The organism is Nostoc sp. FACHB-888 (genome assembly GCF_014696655.1).
GTDB lineage: Bacteria > Cyanobacteriota > Cyanobacteriia > Cyanobacteriales > Nostocaceae > Nostoc.
Map to the genome: position 1 here is coordinate 1 of NZ_JACJQM010000089.1, position 20,358 is coordinate 20,358.

A 20,358-nucleotide genomic window follows, 5' to 3' on the forward strand; every position below is an offset into this window, starting at 1 on the left:
TTGTAACTTACTAGCAGCAATTTATAACTATGAGTTAAATTTAGCAATTCCAAAATGCAAACCCTTGACTATAACATAAAAGTAATTTTGCAAGAGGTCTAATAGATTACAGCAAGCCCAAGGCTCTTGAATTGCAAGACTAGCTTTAAAGCACTTTATTTGCAGTTTAATTAAAAAAATATACTACCTCTTCTTTTCTTGTTTTCACTCAAGCAGAGGCATTACTACTATAAAATAGCTGCGTCTTACGTGCGATCGCACTGACATTACTTACTTTAAAAGTCGTGATAAAATAATCAAAGCAGAAATATGGCCCAAACACTTTTTTAGTAAGGCTTTTGACTTATTAGCAAACTATCCTCCTTTAACTTTGTCAAATCATAAACTGATCAAAGGTTCTACCTCAGAAGTATCTGCACTCAATCGGGTATATCACGCGATGATTTTATTGCTGCTTATGAGCAGATATAGAAATATAGTAGCTGCGATCGCGGCACTAGATGCGGAGAGGGCGGAGATTTTGGCGGGTATTGCGGAAATGGTATGCAGTTGACATTGAAGAAAAATCAAAAAAAAAGGAGCCTAACTTAGGCTCCTTAATAAAAAACTAGTAATAGAATTGTGACTACTTAACAGTCACTTTACCGCCAGCTTCTTCGATGCGCTTCTTAGCATCTTCAGCAGCATCCTTAGCAATACCTTCTTTAATAGCCTTAGGCGCAGCTTCTACCATGTCTTTCGCTTCTTTCAGACCCAAACCGGTCAATTCGCGGACAATCTTCAGTACGGCAATCTTTTTATCAGCTGGAACTGATTCGAGAATCACTTCAAACTCGGTTTGCTCAACAGCTTCCTCAGCCGGAGCAGCACCACCACCAGCGCCAGGCATCATCATCATGCCGCCAACGGGTGCAGCAGCACTCACGCCAAAAGCTTCTTCAATTTGCTTGACTAGCTCAGAAGCTTCTAACAAAGAAAGGGTTTTTAGTTGTTCTAAAATTTGATCGGTTGCAGCAGACATTGATATAACTCCTGTAATTTTGATTATTTATTAGTCATTAGCTTTTGAACGGCAGTTGCTCCACTTGGGGAGACCCCAAGACCGCACTGCCTCCTCTTGACTGATGAACCATGAAGTCTATTCAGCAGCAGTTTCTGTGCTGCTATCAGCTTCAGTAGCGGTTTCAGCACTACCACCACTTTGCTCTTGGTCAGACACAGCCTGCAAAGCACGAGCCAGCGAACCAGGAACTTCGTTGATACCCACAGCAATCTTGGTAGCCAAGGCGTTGATAGCTCCAGCGATTTGTGCAATGAGTTGTTCCTTAGATGGCAAGTCTCCCAGAGCCTTGACATCCGGTTCTTTGAGTAGACGACCTTCCATGACACCGCCACGAAGTTCTGTCTTCTTGGTGGCTTTTTGGAAGTCTTGGTAAGCCTTAATTGCAGATGAAAAATCATCTTTAACCAGTAAAAAGGCTGAAGAACCTTTTAGTAGTTCTGACAAAGGCTCCCATTTTTGATCATCTTTAATGGCAATGCCCATCAGGGTGTTCTTCGTCACCTTACAAACAGTGCCACTGGGACGCAGCCGCCGCCGTAAGTCTGTGATTTCAGCAACTGTTAGTCCTTGATACTCTATTACCAGTGCCAGAGTTGACTCACTCAAAGTTTCTTTGAGGTCAGCTACTATCTCTTGTTTATTTTCTAGTGTTCTACCCATTCCAGTCTCACCTCCTTAAAATAATCGGGGAAGTGCCCTACTTGTACGTTTCTTCTAAACCTGAACCCAAACAACAAACCCCAGCTAATTTAGCCGGGGTTCAGTAGTAAAACTCTTAACGCCATAGTTATCACACCTTTATGGGTGGTAATTCTGACAATTAGAGTTTTAACCTCGGCAGGATATTTAAGCTATTAGCACCTGCTGTCTCCGGCTTTGCTTATTTAATTGTTCAGGGGGAGTGGGGACTGGAGAGTGGTGAGTGGGAGAATTATTTTATTCCCTATTCTCTACTCTCTATTCCCTACTTCCTTTTACGCTACTTCGCTCAGTTTTAAATCTCGTAGGGCGGTAACATCAATTTTAATCGATGGCCCCATTGTGGCTGACACATAAAATGTGCGCCAATAACGACCTTTAGCCCCTGAAGGACGGTTACGGTCAATCGTCTCCTGCAATGCCTTCAGGTTGACTAACAAATCTTCAGGCGAGAATGTTGCCTTACCAAACATAACATGGACAATGCCAGTTCGGTCAGCTCGGAATTCTAATTTACCAGCTTTGAATTCTGCGATCGCACTTCCGATATCAAATGTTACGGTTCCACCCTTGGGCGATGGCATCAAACCACGCGGCCCAAGCAATTTACCCAGCTTTGCCACCTGTGGCATCACATCGGGTGTGGCAATCAGCTTGTCAAAATCCATTCTACCTTTTTGGATTTCGTCAATCAGTTCTTCTGATCCGACTATATCAGCACCAGCGTTGCTTGCTTCGTTTACCTTTTCGCCTCTGGCTATCACCGCCACCCGGACGATTTGTCCTGTACCTTTGGGCAGTGCTACCGTTGTCCGCAACTGTTGGTCTGTATATTTAGGGTCAATTCCCAGCCGGATATGCGCTTCGGCAGCTTCAGTAAATTTAGCTGTTGCTGTGTCTTTAAGAAGGGCTAAAGCCTCTAAAGGATGATAGTCCTTATCTTCTACCTTTGCTTGCAGCGCCTGCAAACGACGCGATATTTTTGCCATTTTTTTCTCCTGGGGTAATTCCGAAGCCTCGCCTCTCCCCCGATAATTTTTAGTTATTTGTCCTTTGTCCTTCGTCACTTACCAATGACTAATGACCAATGACTAATCCGTGACTGTTATACCCATATTTTTAGCCGTTCCTGCCACAATCTTCATTGCCGCGTCTATGTCGTTGGCATTAAGATCGGGTAGTTTGGTTTGGGCTATTTCTTGCAATTGTGCTTTGCTAATTGACCCAACCTTCTTTTTGTTAGGTTCATTCGAGCCTTTTTCAACTTTCGCTGCCTTCCGAATCAGCACTGATGCTGGTGGCGTTTTGAGTACAAATGTAAAACTCCGGTCTTCAAAAACCGAAATTTCTACAGGTATCACCATTCCAGCTTGGTCTGCTGTTTTGGCGTTGTACTCTTTGCAGAACATCATGATATTAACGCCATGTTGACCCAAAGCGGGCCCCACTGGCGGTGCTGGGTTGGCTTTTCCAGCATTCAGGGCCAGTTTAATGACCGCCACTACTTTCTTCGCCATTTGTATTTAACTCTGTTTGTCTACCTGATTAAATTCCAATTCTACTGGTGTATCCCTGCCGAAAATTGAGAGCAAGGCTTTAAGTTTACTCCGTTCTGGAGAGACTTCAATCACCTCACCTTCAAAGTCTTTAAATGGACCAGAAAGCACCATTATCTTATCACCAGTAGCCATGTCAATTTTGACAACAGCTTCCTGTTCGCTGGTTTGTTTGAATATGCGTTCGACTTCTGAAGAACTTAGTGGTATGGGGTGGACATGACCGCGACCCTTACTGCTTCCACGTTTTTGTTCTGAGCCGACAAAGTTAATTACATGAGAGGTGTTTCGTACCACCTGCCAGGTATCATCATCCATCATCATCCGCACCAGGACATAGCCAGGAAAAACTTTTTCTTCTGTATGCTGGCGACTGCCATCTTTACGGATTTTCACCGCTGGCGTCTGCGGAATTTCTACTTGGATAATTTTGTCAGCTACATCAAAAGTTTGAATGCGTTGCTCTAAGTTAGTCTTTACACGCTTTTCACACCCTGAAGCTACTTGAACCGCATACCAGCGTGCTTCTTTTGACGCTGCTTCTGCCGTTTCTCCTGTTTCCTCCGACTGAAACGTGGAGTTGCGAGGTTCGTCTGTTGCAAAAGTCATCAGAACACCTGTTTTGCTGCCCAACTAAACAATCCATCGACCAAGTATATCAAAGATGCGGAGAGTGCCACCATTAACAAGACAGCGGCGGATTCGCTCACTATCTGTTTCCGACTGGGCCAAACTACTTTTTCAAGTTCTTCTTTGGTTCCCTGTATGAAGTTGCCAAAGCTAAACCCATTTGTGGTTTCTGGCAATTCTGCTTCACTTTTTTTGGCCATGACCGTTTATCCCTAATTTGTAACTCAATTTTGGATTTTGGATTTTAGATTTACCCATGCTTTAAGGCAAAGGCACTCAACTTTAAATTTTTTGTCAATTCAAAATTGAAAATCTAAAATTTGTTCGTCCAGGTTTGCAACTTCGACTCTATTTCACTTACTGGAAGCAAAACAATTGCAAACACAATAAGTTTACCCGAAATTATTACCGCTAACTGCTATATTAACAGCTGCGTAATTATTTCGGGCTTTGTTTTTTGCTCTTGAGCGCGCCCTGGAGGACTTGAACCCCCGACATCAGGTTTTGGAGACCTGCGTTCTACCAACTGAACTAAGAGCGCACAAGCTGTTTTTGATTCAGTCATTGCGCTGAACTAAATTTCAGTTTAACGCAATATCCGGTTTTTATCATACCTCAATTTTGTCGGGGAAACAAGTCAGCGGCAGATGCCGCTTGAAGTTTTTCCCATACTTTTGAAGGACGGATCACAAAGGGCGGTCAAACCGTTGCTTGATTCGGGTTGCCTTACCTACGCGATCACGGAGATAATACAGTTTAGCACGGCGTACCTTACCACGACGTATTACCTTGATGCTGTCAATCCGGGGAGAATGCAACAGAAACACCCGCTCAACGCCTACACCTTGAAAAACCTTACGAACTGTAATAGTTTCGTTGATGCCACCGTTGCGTTTGGCAATCACTACTCCCTCGTAAGGTTGTACACGGTACTTTTCGCCTTCCTTGATTTTCACTCCTACTTTTACGGTGTCGCCCACATAAATGTCGGGCAGATTCGATTTTAGCTGTTCCGCTTCAATCGAGCGGATAATCTCTTGGGCGCTCATAGTCTTTGGTGTCTGCTTCAAAAAAATCTCACGATCATCAATGATAAATCGATAATCCTATTTCAGTCTACTTGTTAGGATTAATAATTTTACTGATACAACAGCCTAAAGTTCAAAGCTATATTGCAGAATGCTGTAACACAGGGGTAAATATTTATGAAATTTAGCGTCGTCATCAGTACCTATAATCGCTTGAACTTGCTGCAAAGAGCAATTGACTCGGCTCGTAACCAAACAATCGAGTGCGAGGTGGTTGTTTCCGATGACTGTTCATCTGATGACACCCAAAACTATCTCAAAAGTTTAGGGGACAAAGTTGTTTACCATCGTAACGAAGTGAACCAGGGACATGCAGCAACGGTAAATGCTGGAATTGCTAAAGCTAGCGGCGACTGGATTAAGTTTTTAGATGATGACGACTATTTAGCGCCTAACTGCATAGAAGAAATGGCTAAAGCGATCGCGTTTCGTCCTGATGCTGTAATCTGCTCTTGTGTGGCGGCTCAGGTGGATAGTAATGAAGTTGAACTCAGTCGCACCCCTCAAGTTGGCCCCGGTTTAGCTTTTTATGTTCCACAGTCCGATATTCACTACGGTATGCTCTTAGAGCTTGTACCCTTTGGTACACCTGCACAAGTAGCTTGCCGACGTGATGCTTTCCTGCAAACTGGTGGTTGGGACTCCACACTCGATGCTAACTGTGATGACATCGATTCGTGGATTCGGATTGCCCAGTTTGGCGATGCTATTTTCCTTAATCAGTGTCTTGCTTACCGCACTGTCTGGCCAGGTGCTTATAATCAAAAGTTTTCTTTGTCTAGACGGTTAGCCACAAATATTTTGATGAAAGAAAAAATTTATGCCTTGGTAAATGAGCAACATCGCTCAAAAATTCCTCATTTTCAGGATATAAAAAATTATCTGAAACTTCATTGGATTTTAGTAGCACTGAAGCAAAAAAATATCAAGAGTTTTCTTTCAATGATAGATCTGTCTATAATTTCTCCTCAGTCTTGGAAGTTTTTGCTAACTGCTGCCTCATCACGCCGCTCTCAGGGAAACAATTCTCAGGTTCGCAAACTTGTGTTAATTGAGTCCTAAGAACCTAAGAGTATCAAAACCATTAGAGAACTCCACAAAAAGGAATGCCCAAGTTTTTTGCTATGTTTTCCCCCCTGGAACAGTTAAGTATTTTCAAGGTTAATTGCAATATGCACAAGGGTTAATAGCTACCTGAGAAGGGGGAACTATCAGGCATTAAAACCCTGTGGATTTTTCTTGAATCCTACCTTTTTTTATCCCGATTTATTGAGCCGTTACTGAATAAGTCTTTAAAGCTAAGTGACTGATTATAAACGCTCTTAGTCAGTAGCTAGTGGCAATTTTCGCACTACTGACTGTCGTTGAAGACCTCAACAAGAATGTTGATTTACACTCAGTTACTTATCTTTATTTTTTATACATATCTCAAAGATTATGCGAATCATCCATATTTTGAACCACGTTCAAGAAATAGGTAACGGGATTGTGAATGTGGCTGTGGATTTGGCTTGTTTACAGGCAAAATCTGGTTATGAGGTAGCGGTTATTTCTGCTGGTGGTGAATATGAGAAATTACTAAATATGTGTGGTGTCAAACACTACCAACTAGACCAAACCAGGAAACCAATAAATATTATTAAAGCAGCTATGGGTTACGTAGCGATCGCAGCAGAATTTCAGCCGGATATCGTTCACGCCCACATGATGACGGGAGTCATCCTAGCCCATATTTTTAAAGGACATAAATATGCTTTAGTTTCCACAGTCCATAATGAATTTCAGCGTTCCAGCCTGTTAATGGGTTTAGCTGATAGGGTAATTGCTGTCAGTAAGGCTGTGCGAAATTCTATGGCACGGCGTGGTATTTCAGAAAACAAGTTGCGGGTAGTCTGCAATGGAACCTTGGGCAGCCCCCGCACTCGACATATACAAGATTATCAACCTTTACCGTTACAACGTCCAGCGATCGCTACCGTAGCCGGGATGTACCAACGTAAAGGAATCGCTGAGTTAATTGCTGCCTTTGAAAAAATCGCCCCAGATTTTCCCCAAGCGCATCTTTATTTGGTAGGAAATGGCCCTGATAAACAGCTATTCGAGGCACAAGCACAAGCAACTTCTGTAAAAGAACGCATCCATTTTGAAGGCTTCCAGGCGGAACCTCAACGCTATCTCATATCTTGTGACATATTTGTGTTAGCTTCCCACCGTGACCCTTGCCCTTTAGTACTTTCAGAAGCTAGAGAAGCTGGAACTGCCATCGTTGGCACTCAAGTAGACGGGATTCCTGAAGCTTTGGACAATGGGCAAGCAGGACTTTTAGTGCCAGCAAAAGATAGTAATGCTTTGGCTGGAGTTTTAGTGGAATTACTGAGTAATGCCGATATGCTGCACGAATGGAAACAGCGGGCAAATCAAAACCTACAGTGGCTGAGTGTTGCCCGCGTTCATCAGGAAACATTCGCAGTGTATCGTGAATTAATTACAGAGTAAGGGCATTAAGAGTGTAGCGATCGCTTTAGTTTGAAAGCTACACCTAAAGCACCAAAGACTAGTACACCCAAAACATTAGTTGATTCAGGAACAGCAGTGTAATAACTAGCCACTCTGACTGGCCCATCTTTATCCACTTGCTCTGCTGGCACTGGTGGAATGATTCCACCACCTGGCGCTACATTGGGGTTGGTAGCGAATGGATTGTAAAACAGGCTTCCGTTAGGGATTACGCCACCACTAAAAGTGATGATGTTATCTTTGATGGTAACGTCTGTAAAGATATTCTTTAAATCAGGGTTATTAGAGTAACCAATTTTGTGATCTCCATTAACATCTCCCCACTGCACCGACTCATGAGCAAATACGGGAGTAGAATCTGGATTACTATAGGACAGCGTTTTTAAATCAAAGACCAAGCTTTCTATATCATATCCAGTGCCATTTACAAAGTTATTAGCTACATCTGGGACACCATATTCTATTACTTGCCCTGGTTGAAACTCTGGCCCAAGGGTTCTTGGGTTTTTCATCTTCAATATGTCTTGGTTTGCCTCTGTCACGATGGTTTCTACCGAGATGAAGGCTTTCGCTGGTGTCAAAGACAAAAAACTAATTCCTACTGCTCCTAGAACAGATAAGGCTATTTTGGTTGCTATCGTAGTCATAATTTCTGTCCTCTTTATATTGATTGAGAGAATGCTATACCCCGTGGGTTAAATCAATCGGCAAAAGCTCACTTTTAAACTGCTATGTACTTGCTAGATAAATAGCAGTTAATGTATGCTTGCTCAGTGATTTTACATCTACTCATAAGTTGATTTATAAAGCAATTTTTGTAATGCTTTATCACAATCACTAGGAATTTCACGCAATCTTTATAAAAAATCTAAATTAAAGTTTATTTATTGACAGATGAAACAATATGTGAAGTTGAAATAAATTTGAAAATACCGAATTTTTAACATTTCCACAAATCTTTGCAACAAATTATATAGTAACGTGAGTTCGACTAGTTATAAGCTGTTACGCATTTAACTTGAACATTTACATGAAGGCTGATGACCGATGACTGATGACTGATGACTGATAACCATCAACAGTTAACGGTTTATACAATTTAGGCGCGTATCAGCTTATTATGTCCATCTAATTAGCCGTAAAAAATACCTCTCCCTGGTTTTACTACGCAAAACCGTCCCTCTCCGACTCGGAGAGGGACAGGCTTGAACGAAAGTTCAAGGCAGGGAGAGGTTTCTCGAACTCACCTTAATAGTAGGGATGTACATTTGTACGCCCCTACTAAAATACCTCGTTTTATGCAACTTAAACGCTCATTAGCTGATAAGTTTTTTGGTCAATCCACGCAACCGGATTAACACTGGCTTCGCCCAATTTGCACCCAGCAAATCGTGCAACAGAGTATAAAAACAGGGAATGATAAACAGTGTTAGCACTGTTGCCAAAGACAAACCCGAAAACACCACCACGCCTAATGGTTGCAGAAATTCTGAGCCTTCTCCAATTCCTAACGCTAGGGGGAACATACCTAAAACGGTGGTAATAGTTGTCATTAGTATTGGTCGTAGGCGTTGAGGAGCAGCTTTCAAAATCGCAGTTTTCCGGTCAACTTTTTCCCGTTCCAGAATTTGATTTGCCAATTCCACCATGATGATGGCGTTATTGACCACAATACCCACCAGCAGAACTGCACCGACAATCACTGTCGCCCCAATGGCAGTTTTAGTAATGTAAAGCCCGAAAATCCCCCCAGCTAATGCTAGAGGAATTGTAAACATAATTACTAGCGGGTCAATCAGGGAGTTGTATTGTACCGCCATTACTACAAAGACTAGAAAGGCAGCTAATCCACCTAACAGTTGCAGTGAGCTTTGCAGTTGCTGATTAGATTCAGCTGCTGAACTGGGTAATATACCAACGCCATCAGGTAAATCTATACTATCTATTATCGTGTTTACTTGTTCTAGGGCACCACTGAGGCTAGCTCCCTGAGTCAAGTTTCCAGCAATTAAGAAAACCTGACGCTGGTTGATTCGCTGAACCTCTCCTGGGGCTTGAGCTTCGGCAATTTTGGCAACATCACTCAAGCGGATTTGGCGATTGTTATCCACAAACAACGGCAACCTCTCTAATTGAGAAGCTGCTTGTAATGATTTCTCATTCAACTTTACCCGGACATCGACTAAACGGTTGCCGCGTTGCAACTGAGTTGGTACGCTACCTTCAAGAGCAGTTTGAATTGTTTGTCCAATATCTGTAGTAGTTAAGCCCAAAGCTGAAACCCGCTCCCAGTCAGGAAGAATCTGAATTTCTGGTTGGCGATCATCTGCATCGGGGCGGAATCTAGCTAGGGTGGCCTGTTCTTCCAAGGCTGATAGTACCTGACGACCAGCCTGTTCTAAAGTATTTGCGTCATTTCCCTGAAGCATTACGTCAACATCAGCACCACGGATGGGAGAGTTACTGAGAATCAAACCCCGCACTTGGCCAGGGGAAAGGCGCAGACGAATTCCTGCTAAATTTAGCTTATTCAACTCCTGGGTAACTCGTTCTACATAAGCTTGCACATTAGTACCTGTTTTCAGGGTAATGTTGCTGGAAGCTCGTAGGGCATTAGCATTGGTAGTGTTTCCAAAGAGGGAGCCACCAATTGTAGAGAAAACATATTCCGTTTCTGGCTGCTTGTGGATAATCTCATCTACCGCAACCATGACTTTTTGGTTGGTTTCTAAAGGTGTACCGGGAGGAAACTGGGCATTTAAGTTGGCTTGTCCGGTGTTGATGCGGGGAAGAATTTCTTGGGGAATTTGGGGTGCCATCCACAAACTACCGCCGCCGAAAAGGATAATAGCGATCGCTACCGTAGCCACCCGCCAGCGTAATATCCCAACTAGAAAACTGCCGTATCCTCTCGTAGATGCATCAAAACGGCTATTAAACTTTTGCAACAGCCAAAAATTGCTCAAACCGCTAGAAAACTTCCATGCCAACATCCTAGAGGCAAGCATCGGTACAACGGTTACGGCAATCAAAATTGAAGCCGCAACCGAAAAGGTGATGGTGAGAATTAACTCATTAAATAGTAGTGCGATAAAACCGCCGATGAGCAAAAACGGCAACACTGCCACTAAGTTGGTACTAGTGGAAGCAACTAAAGCTGATTCTACTTCTTGGCTACTTTTTTCTGCCTGATAAATTAGTTGCTGCGAATTCAAGCGGGTTTTATTATCCTTACCGGGAGTCATCCCAGCACCCTCAGCAATGTTCTCCAACATAACGATGGAGTTATCTACCACAATACCCACACCCAGGGCTAGACCACCCAAACTAAAAACGTTGAGAGATAAGCCAAATAGCCCCATCAAGATGATGGCAGCTAGGGTTGCTAAGGGAATGGCTAGGACGATAATGAAAGTTTGTCGTAGAGAACCAAGAAATAACAGAACTGCGATCGCTGCTAGTGCAGTACCTATCAACCCAGAACTGGTAACATTCGAGATGGAATTTTGGATAAACCGCGACTCATCCAAGGTAGGTGTAAGAACTGTCCCTTCGGGAATTACTCCAGATTGCCGGAGTTCTTCCAAGCGTTTTTTCACACCCTCAACAACGTTGATGGTGTTGGCATCCGGCTGCTTTTGGATGCTGACTTTTACAGCTTGTTCCCCGTTGAGTAAGACGTACACCCGTTGTTGTTCTGAGCCATCAATAACTTCGGCAAAGTCGCGCAAATAGACACGGCGGTTGGGAGTAGAGGAGGTGGAGGGAGATGAGGTAGATGAAGAAGCTGAGGGAGTGAGGGAAACGGGGGAAGAGACTTCAAAAGAAAGATTGCTGATTTCATTGGCATTTTGGAACCGCCCAACGGTACGGGTTAATGGTTCAGAATTCTGCCCTAAAATCCGACCACCAGAGATATCTAGGTTGCGATCTCTGAGTTCATCTAAGACATCGGTCAAACCTACACCCAAAGCTTGCAACCGATCCAAATCAATATTGACCCTAACTTCTTCTTGAACTCCTCCCGATATGTCTACCCCTGCGACTCCAGATACAACACTCAGTTCGCGGGCTAGTTCTTCTTCGGCAAAAACGCGCAAATCAACGCCTTCTAGAGAAGGTGAAGTTAATGCCAATTCGTAAACTGGTAACTGGGAAGGATCGACTTTAAATAAACGTGGTTCTTCGATGGCGTCTGGTAATGTGCTTCTAGCTCTGTTAAAAGCAGCTGTAGCATCGTTTAAAGCTTGGTCAATATTACCACCGGGTTGAAAGAACAGATCCAAATTTATCTGTCCCTCACGAGTTTGGGAAAAAATCTGTACCACACCCTCGGTAGCGGCAAAAGCTTCTTCCAGTGGTCTTGTAACTTCATCAACTGCTACCTCTGGGGAAACTCCAGGTGCTTGTATTCGCACACCAATTCGAGGATAGGTAATTGATGGTAGTAGATCCACTGGTAATTTGACGACAAAAAAGACACCCAGCACTATCACTGCTAGGGTGAGCATGAGCGTGCCGATGTGTTGGCGGATTGATATAGCGCTAATGCTAAATCCGCCACCATTTTTTACTTGCTGCATTACTGTCGCTGTGCTCCAATTAAAAAGGCAAAATGGAAAATTCCAAAAGACATTTTGAATTTTTAATTCCCTTTAGGGGATAACTCTGCTGTTTCGGAAAGAATTGATAAACGTACAGTGGCTCCATCTTTTAGGGGTTGACCACTGCGAACAACATAGCGCTCCCCGGCTTGTAAACCAGATAGAATTTCCACTCTGCCATCAGCCCTTTTTCCTAAAGTGACAGCACGCGATGCGACTTTCGTCTCGCCTTCTGTGCCATTCACCACAAATAGCGTCCCAGTTAGGTTTTCTGCCCTTGCGGTATTAGCTGCGTTAGGCGGGGGAGAGGCCTGTTGGTTTGTTTGTGCCTTACCTGTATTGGAGTTATTGCCCCCTGCTTGTTTCTGAATAGCTGTTTGCGGCACGACTACTCGCTGTTGAGTCTGGTTTTCAAAATTGACTCGCGCCAGCAGTCCACTGCCAATCTTGGCTTGAGTGTTGGGAATCACTACTTCTACAGGTATCAAGCGAGCTGTGGCATCGGCAGCTGGGGAAATGCGCGTAACTCTGCCCATTAATGTATCGTTGGGGAAAGCATCTAAGCGGACTTGTACAGATTGCCCAACCTGAATTTGTGCCAGTTCTAATTCAGACACTTGCACGACAACTTTGACACGGTTAAAGTCGCCAATTTTCAAGACTTCGCTACCTGCTTGCAGAAGGTTGCCGGGTTCTGTTACCTTGTCTGTAACTATGCCAGTGATGGGGGATGTCAGCCGAGCGTAAGACCTGCGCTCTTTGGTTTGAGCAACCAATGCCTGTTGGGCCAATACTCTACCTTGGGCCGCAGCAACGGCTTGCTGCTCTGTACGAACCTGCTCTTGGGCTGCCCGCAATGCCTGGGCAGCTGTTTGTGCCTGGGTACGCGCTTGCTGGGCAGTTTGTTCAGCGATCGCTCCGGCTTTAAATAACTTCTGCTGCCGTTGTGAGTCTGCCTGAGCTTGTACTACTTCTAGCCGCGCCCGTTCAACGTCTGCACGGGCATTGCTTACCTGATTTGTTGCCCTAGCTACTTCTGATTTGAGGGCTGCTAGTTCTGCTTCTGCTTGCTTTAATTCGGTCGAAAGTATGGCAGCATCTAACTGCCCGACGTTTTGCCCTTGCTTTACTGTATCGCCCACATCAAGGTTTAAAGCCAACAACCGGGCTTCCACCTGCGATCGCAATGATACAATCCGAAACGGTGTTGTATTACCTGTATATTCTGGTGATTTTTGCAGCAAATCAGTTCGAGCGATCGCCACATCTACAGGTGTTGCACCACCGCCTTCTCTACCACCAGGTTGCTGAGATTGCGCTCCGGCTGATTCTTTGGGCAGTGATCCGCAACTTGCCGTCAGCAGTCCTATACCTACCAAACAGGGAATTAATAAACGTCTTACAGAAGTGGAGACAAAAAAGTAATTTTCTCCTTTCCCTTTTCCATTTTTTGCACTAGTGCTGTTTGCAAGAAGTCTACTTTTGAAATCTGCGTTGGTGCAGTCCGCACTTTGACAAAGCTCAGTCACCACCGCAGGCATTACTACCTCAGTCTTCACAACTGAATCTACCTGGATATTAATGAGATGTTTGGCAACTATCGGATCTGTCTTTTTCACCTGCTCGTGCGGCTTATTCATATCCAAAATCATTTATTTTTCTCTTATTGGGGAGCTTTTGGGGTTAAACAGCCGTGTTTTATCAAGTAATTCTGAGAAATATCATTAACAAAAACGGCGAGAATTCATAAGCTGTTTAACAGTAATTTTCTGTATCAGAAAATTACTGTTTTCCCACAAAATTCCAAAATTTCTCACCGCTCTACTTCTTACGCAGAGGTAGATAATCTTCTTGCAGATAATAAATTATAAACTCAGTATAAAGATTTGTCACTTTTATGAAATCTACCCATAGGAGAAATCTGGCTTTTCCTAAAGATATGATTTTTTGTTCTATATCATAAAATGCGCGGTATTACAATAATTATTCTTATTTTTACATATTTATTTTTATTTTAGTACAAAAGTACTGCTAACAATTTTTTATTTTATTAAGAATATTAAAGATTTATTACTTTTTTAGCTTTATAATGTAATGGAAAACACTATTTTTCTTACCGTCCTTGCGTAATATGCAAGAAACAGGGCGATAAGTACCATAACAACAGCAAGAATGAACTTTTTTGCCAGAAATATATTTGCGTTAGGTGAGGAAGGTAAGGCATGACATCATTGCTCAAAATCGTACAAACCACTGATGAATCCCAAATTTCCGAATTTTTTCGAGAATCAGGAGGTAAGTGGCGATCACAACGACGCTACTACACTCTACCGGAGGGAGAAACTAAAGAGATAGAAAGCATAGTTACGATCAATTTTCTAGAGCAGGGTTGTGGTGAACTGCAAAAGCTAGCTCAGATGCACAATTTGCCTGATACAGGTAGTTTAATCTGTGGTGCAGCAGTTGTGTGGGAAAGTACGGATGTGCCAAAGACAAAGAAAGAGTCGCAAGGCTCAACAGTATTTGGAGTGATGGGAAACATTTTGTATCGCGATCGCGGTTTTGCCATATCCAAACCAGTCACCGCCCAGTATTATTTCTCCAGCCCGAAAACACTGTGTTTGCGAACAGAATACAACGGTTCAGTGTTTGAGGAAGAGTTAAAGCTAATTGGCAACAAATACCGCACCAGACAGACTATCATCTCTCGTGCTGGTGAGCAGTTGATGATTGGGCAATATTTAGAAAAGAGAATAGATTAGTTTCTTCCCCACTCCCTACTCTCTGTCTAGGCAAACAATTTCAAAAATCAAAGCGGATTGTTATATAACTTTTTATAACAGTTTTGAAAATTTCCCCCAGAAAGTTAGTTGCTATGTCATCATGGGAAGTGAAATGAGAATTAATTCGGCGACAGTGTTTGTTTTTAGTATTGACAGGCTTTTTCCTTTTGGTATTACAGACTTCTCTCCGAAATCTAAATCTCTACAAACTATATGATTTTGGAGACATTTAATGTCAATTTACGTTGGTAACCTCTCCTATGAAGTTACACAAGATGCGCTGAGTGCTGTATTTGCAGAATATGGTGCTGTAAAGCGTGTTCAGTTACCTACTGACCGTGAAACAGGTCGTTTACGCGGCTTTGCTTTTGTGGAAATGAGTTCAGAAGATGAAGAAACCAAAGCTATTGAAGCGCTTGATGGTGCTGAATGGCTGGGCCGTGACCTTAAAGTGAATAAGGCGAAGCCCAGAGAAGACCGAGGTGGTTCCTTCGGTGGTGGTGGTAATCGTGGTGGTGGCGGTGGCTACAACCGTGGCGGTGGCGGTGGCGGTGGTCGCTACTAAACTAGATAGGCAAAAGTCATTTAGTTGAATATAGAAAAGGCTCAGGCAGCAATGCTTGAGCCTTTTCTATATTCTGTTATCGATCTTTGAGTCACGGGTTTGATGTGTTCATTCTGCAAACTGTTGATAATTTGCTGTTTATCGAAAACACGCCTTCAACATTCCGAACTTATTGATTATGCCTTTGATAAGAAGTCTTGGCTTGGAGAATTGATTAATAATGAGTTGCCGACTTGCGATGATGCACAGCTGTAACGCCATCAGTATCTAACAATTTGCCATTTTCGACAGTCGCATAAACTAGCCAGTGGTCGCCAGATTCCATCCGGTTTTGTACGGAACATTCAAGATATGCTAGGGCATCGGTAAGTATGGGAGAACCGTTTTCCGCTTCTTCGGCGGCGACATCGGCAAATCGATCTTGTCCTGGGCCGAAGGGTTTGAGGAAGTGCTTCATCAATCCCAAGTGATTCCCTTCTTTAAGAATGTTAAGGACGAATTTATTTCCTGAGTGTGTGAGTGTTTCTACCGCACGGTCTTTAGCTACAGCTATGGTTAAGCCAGGGGGACTAAAGCTAGCTTGAGATACCCAAGAGGCTAACATGGCACTGGAGCGATCGCCTTCTTTTGCAGTAAGAACACAAAGAGAACCGACAATCCGACCAACTGCTTGTTCTACAGTTGTTGCAGGAAGACTTTGCGATCGCACTTTTCTAGCTTTCTTCAGGGCTTGAGCAAAATCGGTTCCGGCTTCTTCACACAATTGTAAGGTGGCATCGTCGGGTTTGAATTTTACGCGGATGGTGTCAAAACCAAACCGATAACCAGCATCTTTCAATTTACCCTCAATTAAATCAACCGCTTCCCCACTCCAGCCAAAGGAACCAAAAACACCAGCAAGCTTATTGTTAGTCGCGGTGGATAGGACAATTCCTAAAGCTGTTTGCACGGGTGTGGGTGCATGACCGCCAAGGGTAGGAGAACCAATAATGAAACCACCGGCTTTTTCCACAGCCGCCCGGATTTCTTCTGGTTCAGTAAATTCGCAGTTAATTGATTCTACAGCCACACCGGCTTTTGTAATGCCACGAGCGATCGCTTGGGCTAATGTTGCCGTATTTCCATAAGCTGACGCATAAATCAACGCTACTGTCAAGTCGGCAGATGTTTGCTGCTGACTCCATTTGCGATAAGCTTTGGTCAGGTCAATTAAGCCATAGCGTACCAAAGGCCCGTGTCCAGTGGCATACATTCTCACTGGAAAATCGGCTAGTTTTTCCAGCGCTGTTTCAACTTGACGAGCGTGGGGAGCCATCAAGCAATCAAAATAATAGCGCCGATCTTCGTTATATATTTCCCAGCCTTCATCAAATACCTGATCTCCACAAACATGGGCCCCAAATAACTTATCTGTGTACAGAATTTCTGTTTGCGGATCGTAGGTGCAAAGTTGATCTGCATAGCGGGGATTGGGGGTGGGAATAAATTGTAAATTATGCCCGTTGCCTAAATCTAGTGTTTCCTCGCCGCGCATTACAAGAATTTGCAAATCTGGATTTTCCAGCGCCCCACGTAAATTTATCGCCCCTGGATTTGAGCAAACAAAGGTGATTTGCGGAGCAATTTTCAATAAAGCCTTTAAAGTTGCAGCGCGGTTAGGATTTACGTGTCCCAAAATTACATAATCTAACTCGTCGAAATGGAAACGCTGCTGTAAAGCTTTTAAATAAATTTCCGTAAACGTTTCCCCTGGAGGGTCGATGATAGCAGTCTTCTCGCTTTCGATTAAATAAGAATTAGCAGTTGTACCCTTAGCAAGAGCGTATTCAATTTCAAATCTGAGCCTAGACCAACTGCGCGATCGCAGTATTCTTGTGTCTGTAGCTATTGGATAAACTTGAACATCGCGGGGTTTATTGTTTGACATGGCTTTATTGGGGAATAGGGGATTGGAGATTAGGGACTGACGATTGGGGACTGGGGACTGGGAAAGTTATTCTCAATACTTAATATTCAATCTCCAATATCTATTCCTGATACCTAATCCCTAATCCCTAGTCCCTTCTTTAATAATGATTACCAACTTTGCGGTGATGCACAGCAGTCAAAGCATCTGGCTTAGAAACTCGTCCGGCATAAACGGTGCTGTATACTGCCCAATGGTCACCACAGTCCATTCTACTGACGACTTCGCACTCCATGTAGGCGAGGGCATCGTTGAGGATTGGGGCACCATTTTCGGCTGGCTGGGTTCTCACTCCTTCAAAGCGATTTGCACCAGGGGCGAACCGTTTCAAGAAATGCTTCATTAATGGTTGGAAATTGCCTTCTTCTAAGACGTTGAGAACAAAGCGATCGCCTACTTGCATGAGTGATTCAATTGCCCGATCTTTAGCAACTGCAATGGAAAATCCCAAGGGTTTGAAGCTGGCTTGAGCAACCCAGGAGGCTAACATCGCACTGGATACATCGCCTTTTTTGGCGGTAATAATATATAATCCGCCGCTAATTCTACCTAATGCTTTATCTAAGTCAGCACCAAGGGATTTCATAGCTTTGATACTGCGATCGCGTGTTACCCATTGAGCTAAGTCTGTACCCGCTTCTTCACACAGTTTGTAGGTATTTTCTGTGGGTGTTTGTTTAATCCGAATCGCTGGAAAAACTGTTGTCAAACCCAAATTGCGGAATTTACTTAGCAAAGGATCTATCGGCTCATCATCACCACCGCCAGTTTCAAACACGCCGATAGCTTGCTTTTCTTTGGCAGATCCTAAAACTGTGCTGAGTGCAGCTTGGATGCTAGCAGCGCCAGAAGCCGGAGGTAGACCAACGATTAACCCAGCACAACGGCTAACTAGTTCCCGCAGTTCTTGCAAATCGACTTCAGAACCCAAATCGACAATTTCCACAGCGACACCAGTTTTACCAATGCCGTTAGCAATTGCTTGCATGAGGCGATCGCTATATCCGTATTCTGAAACGTAAAATATTCCAACCGCCGTTTCTGGCTTGACTTGGGTTTGGCTCCAAGTGCGATAACGTCCAACTAGTTCCTCAACATTGTGAGATAATAATGGCCCGTGTCCTGTGGCAATCATACTGATAGTTTTGAGTTCCGCCATCCGCTTCAGGGCAGACAAAACTGACCGGGCATTCGGTCCCATCAAGCAATCGTAGTAGTAATGAAAGTCTTCTTCGATAGCTGCCAAGTCTTCATCAAAGGTGCTATCTGAGCAATAATGCAACCCAAAAGCATCGCAGGTGTAAAGAGTTTTGGTTTTATGGTCGAAGCTGAAAATAGTATCTGGCCAATGTAAATTTGGGGCAATCACGAATTCAAATTCATGACCATTGCCCAAATCTAAGCGATCGCCATTTTTCACAATCCGCCTTTTGAATGGCTGATGTACGAAATCCTCAAGAAACTGAATTGCCACCTTAGAACCAACAACGGTTATTTCTGGAGCCATTTGCAGCAAATCTTTAACTAAACCGCTATGGTCTGGCTCGGTGTGACTGATAATCAAATAATCAATATCTGTTGGGTTGATTAATCCGGTGAGCGTATCGAAGTATAGTTGACGAAACTTTTCGTGGGAGGTATCAACTAAGGCAGTCTGCTCCCCACGGATGAGAAACGAGTTATAAGTAGTACCGTTTTGCAGACCAAACTCAATATCGAAGCGATCGCGATCCCAATCTAAAGAGCGAATAGCCGTCGTCTCTTGAGCGATTTCCACAGTCTGTATGGTGAGCCGTTTTTCAGTTTTTTCGGTGAGCGCTACCATAACTCCCCTCCTTAACACAATGAGTATTTGTTCCTCTTGTTTTATTGTGACACGGGATGAATGTTAATTTTTATTAAAAAACCTATGACTGACTTAAAAAAGTTAAAAGTGTGAAACCGCAGACGGGGATGAGGGAGATGGAGGAAATTTGGCTAGCTTTGGAAATTGGGAACTCCCGGCTACATTGGGCATTGTTTATTGGCAAAAAGCTTTACTCAGCTTGGGATACCCACTATTTAGCTGAGTCTGTCATACAACACTTAGCTAAATGTCAAACCCTGGATCATTTACTACTGGCAATTTCTCCACCCCATCAGAAAATTAGCAGAGAAAATACTTCCTCATCCCCCTCATCTCCCCCTCCCCTCCTCGTCGCCTCCGTAGTTCCCAGCCAAACTGCTATTTGGCAAACTTACCCAAATACTCGCGTTATTACCTTAGATCAAGTATCCCTCAAAGGTGTTTATCCTACATTAGGAATTGACCGCGCTTTAGCTTTGTGGGGTGCGGGGAAAACGTGGGGTTTTCCAATGTTGGTAATTGATGCTGGGACAGCGTTAACTTTTACGGCTGCGGATGCTAATGAGTGTCTAATTGGAGGTGCAATTTTGCCGGGACTAGGCTTACAATTCACAACTCTCGGTCAACAGACAGGACAATTACCATTAGTAGAAATGCAAGGTTTTCCGTCTCTACCGCCACGTTTTGCTTTAAATACTACGGAGGCTATTCAAAGTGGAGTGATTTATACAATATTAGCTGGGATTAAAGATTTTATTGAAGCGTGGTGGAAGTTGTTTCCTGATGGGAAGATTGCGATTAAAGGGGGCGATCGCACTTTATTATTAAACTATCTGCAAGCCTCATATCCCGAAATTACGGCATATTTGATTATGGAAGCAAACTTGATTTTTTTGGGAATGCAGAAAATAGTAAAACTGCTCTAAGTTAGACCCAGAGCCAGGGTAAGAGCATCTCAATCAGGCTTGACATAAGGAATTAGAAGAATCTAATGTATTGTTAATGAAACAACTGAGAACCTGAATCATATAATTGTTATCC

17 protein-coding genes, 1 tRNA gene and 1 other annotated feature are annotated in these 20,358 nt (G+C 43.5%); of the genes, 5 read left to right on the top strand and 13 right to left on the bottom strand.

The genetic code is table 11. The features are described 5' to 3' along the window. Positions 1-625: 625 nt before the first annotated feature. The 8 genes from rplL to rplS all read right to left on the bottom strand — a co-directional run bounded on the left by rplL (position 626) and on the right by rplS (position 4,997). Positions 626-1,021, bottom strand: coding sequence for a 50S ribosomal protein L7/L12 (gene rplL / locus H6G26_RS29930; protein WP_190734005.1), 396 nt, complete (start codon positions 1,019-1,021; stop codon positions 626-628). 117 nt (positions 1,022-1,138) lie between these two features. Beyond that, positions 1,139-1,723: a 50S ribosomal protein L10 gene (rplJ, locus tag H6G26_RS29935; RefSeq protein WP_190734007.1), complete on the bottom strand. Its 585-nt coding sequence runs from the start codon at positions 1,721-1,723 to the stop codon at positions 1,139-1,141. A gap of 63 nt (positions 1,724-1,786) precedes the next feature. Next, positions 1,787-1,955 (bottom strand) — a sequence feature (ribosomal protein L10 leader region). A gap of 82 nt (positions 1,956-2,037) precedes the next feature. Beyond that, positions 2,038-2,751 carry a 50S ribosomal protein L1 gene (rplA, locus tag H6G26_RS29940; protein ID WP_190734009.1) on the bottom strand — a complete coding sequence of 238 codons (714 nt, stop codon included), beginning with the start codon at positions 2,749-2,751 and terminating at the stop codon, positions 2,038-2,040. A 102-nt stretch (positions 2,752-2,853) separates the two neighbouring features. Then, entirely contained in the window at positions 2,854-3,279 is a 426-nt protein-coding gene (rplK, locus tag H6G26_RS29945) for a 50S ribosomal protein L11 (RefSeq protein WP_094331821.1), read from the bottom strand. 6 nt (positions 3,280-3,285) lie between these two features. After that, positions 3,286-3,927: a transcription termination/antitermination protein NusG gene (gene nusG / locus H6G26_RS29950; RefSeq protein WP_190734011.1), complete on the bottom strand. Its 642-nt coding sequence runs from the start codon at positions 3,925-3,927 to the stop codon at positions 3,286-3,288. Then, positions 3,927-4,148: a preprotein translocase subunit SecE gene (gene secE / locus H6G26_RS29955; protein ID WP_190734013.1), complete on the bottom strand. Its 222-nt coding sequence runs from the start codon at positions 4,146-4,148 to the stop codon at positions 3,927-3,929. The genes nusG and secE overlap by 1 nt, the downstream gene beginning before the upstream one ends. 268 nt (positions 4,149-4,416) lie before the next feature. Beyond that, a tRNA-Trp gene (locus H6G26_RS29960) sits at positions 4,417-4,489 on the bottom strand. A gap of 145 nt (positions 4,490-4,634) precedes the next feature. Then, the gene (gene rplS / locus H6G26_RS29965; RefSeq protein WP_190734030.1) at positions 4,635-4,997 is read right to left on the bottom strand and encodes a 50S ribosomal protein L19; all 363 of its coding nucleotides are present in this window, start codon (positions 4,995-4,997) and stop codon (positions 4,635-4,637) included. 156 nt (positions 4,998-5,153) lie between these two features. Here rplS and H6G26_RS29970 point away from each other — a divergent pair, with 156 nt between their 5' ends. Beyond that, the gene (locus H6G26_RS29970; protein ID WP_190734015.1) at positions 5,154-6,098 is read left to right on the top strand and encodes a glycosyltransferase family 2 protein; all 945 of its coding nucleotides are present in this window, start codon (positions 5,154-5,156) and stop codon (positions 6,096-6,098) included. A gap of 375 nt (positions 6,099-6,473) precedes the next feature. Further along, a complete protein-coding gene (locus H6G26_RS29975) occupies positions 6,474-7,532 on the top strand; it encodes a glycosyltransferase (RefSeq protein ID WP_190734017.1) in 1,059 nt (352 codons plus the stop codon). A gap of 5 nt (positions 7,533-7,537) precedes the next feature. Here H6G26_RS29975 and H6G26_RS29980 read toward each other — a convergent pair whose 3' ends face one another. The 3 genes from H6G26_RS29980 to H6G26_RS29990 all read right to left on the bottom strand — a co-directional run bounded on the left by H6G26_RS29980 (position 7,538) and on the right by H6G26_RS29990 (position 13,797). Continuing rightward, positions 7,538-8,200, bottom strand: a complete 663-nt coding sequence (locus H6G26_RS29980) for a hypothetical protein (RefSeq protein WP_190734019.1) — start codon at positions 8,198-8,200, stop codon at positions 7,538-7,540. Positions 8,201-8,869: 669 nt separating this feature from the next. After that, on the bottom strand, positions 8,870-12,136 hold the full coding sequence (locus H6G26_RS29985) for an efflux RND transporter permease subunit (protein ID WP_190734021.1): 3,267 nt from the start codon (positions 12,134-12,136) through the stop codon (positions 8,870-8,872). A 62-nt stretch (positions 12,137-12,198) separates the two neighbouring features. After that, positions 12,199-13,797, bottom strand: coding sequence for an efflux RND transporter periplasmic adaptor subunit (locus H6G26_RS29990; protein WP_242053961.1), 1,599 nt, complete (start codon positions 13,795-13,797; stop codon positions 12,199-12,201). A gap of 582 nt (positions 13,798-14,379) precedes the next feature. Between H6G26_RS29990 and H6G26_RS29995 the strand changes: the two genes are divergently transcribed. Together H6G26_RS29995 and H6G26_RS30000 are read left to right on the top strand one after the other, a co-directional pair. Further along, positions 14,380-14,919, top strand: a complete 540-nt coding sequence (locus tag H6G26_RS29995; RefSeq protein WP_190734023.1) for a phycobiliprotein lyase — start codon at positions 14,380-14,382, stop codon at positions 14,917-14,919. Positions 14,920-15,172: 253 nt separating this feature from the next. Next, positions 15,173-15,505: an RNA-binding protein gene (locus H6G26_RS30000; RefSeq protein WP_190734025.1), complete on the top strand. Its 333-nt coding sequence runs from the start codon at positions 15,173-15,175 to the stop codon at positions 15,503-15,505. A gap of 214 nt (positions 15,506-15,719) precedes the next feature. On the opposite strand, the gene H6G26_RS30005 is transcribed toward H6G26_RS30000, so the two are convergent. Both H6G26_RS30005 and H6G26_RS30010 read right to left on the bottom strand, forming a co-directional pair. Continuing rightward, positions 15,720-17,432, bottom strand: a complete 1,713-nt coding sequence (locus H6G26_RS30005) for a diflavin flavoprotein (protein WP_190734026.1) — start codon at positions 17,430-17,432, stop codon at positions 15,720-15,722. Between the two features lie 139 nt (positions 17,433-17,571). Continuing rightward, the gene (locus H6G26_RS30010; RefSeq protein WP_190734029.1) at positions 17,572-19,296 is read right to left on the bottom strand and encodes a diflavin flavoprotein; all 1,725 of its coding nucleotides are present in this window, start codon (positions 19,294-19,296) and stop codon (positions 17,572-17,574) included. Positions 19,297-19,424: 128 nt separating this feature from the next. On the opposite strand from H6G26_RS30010, the gene H6G26_RS30015 reads away from it, so the two are divergent. Next, entirely contained in the window at positions 19,425-20,243 is an 819-nt protein-coding gene (locus H6G26_RS30015) for a pantothenate kinase (protein WP_190734035.1), read from the top strand. Positions 20,244-20,358: the final 115 nt, after the last annotated feature.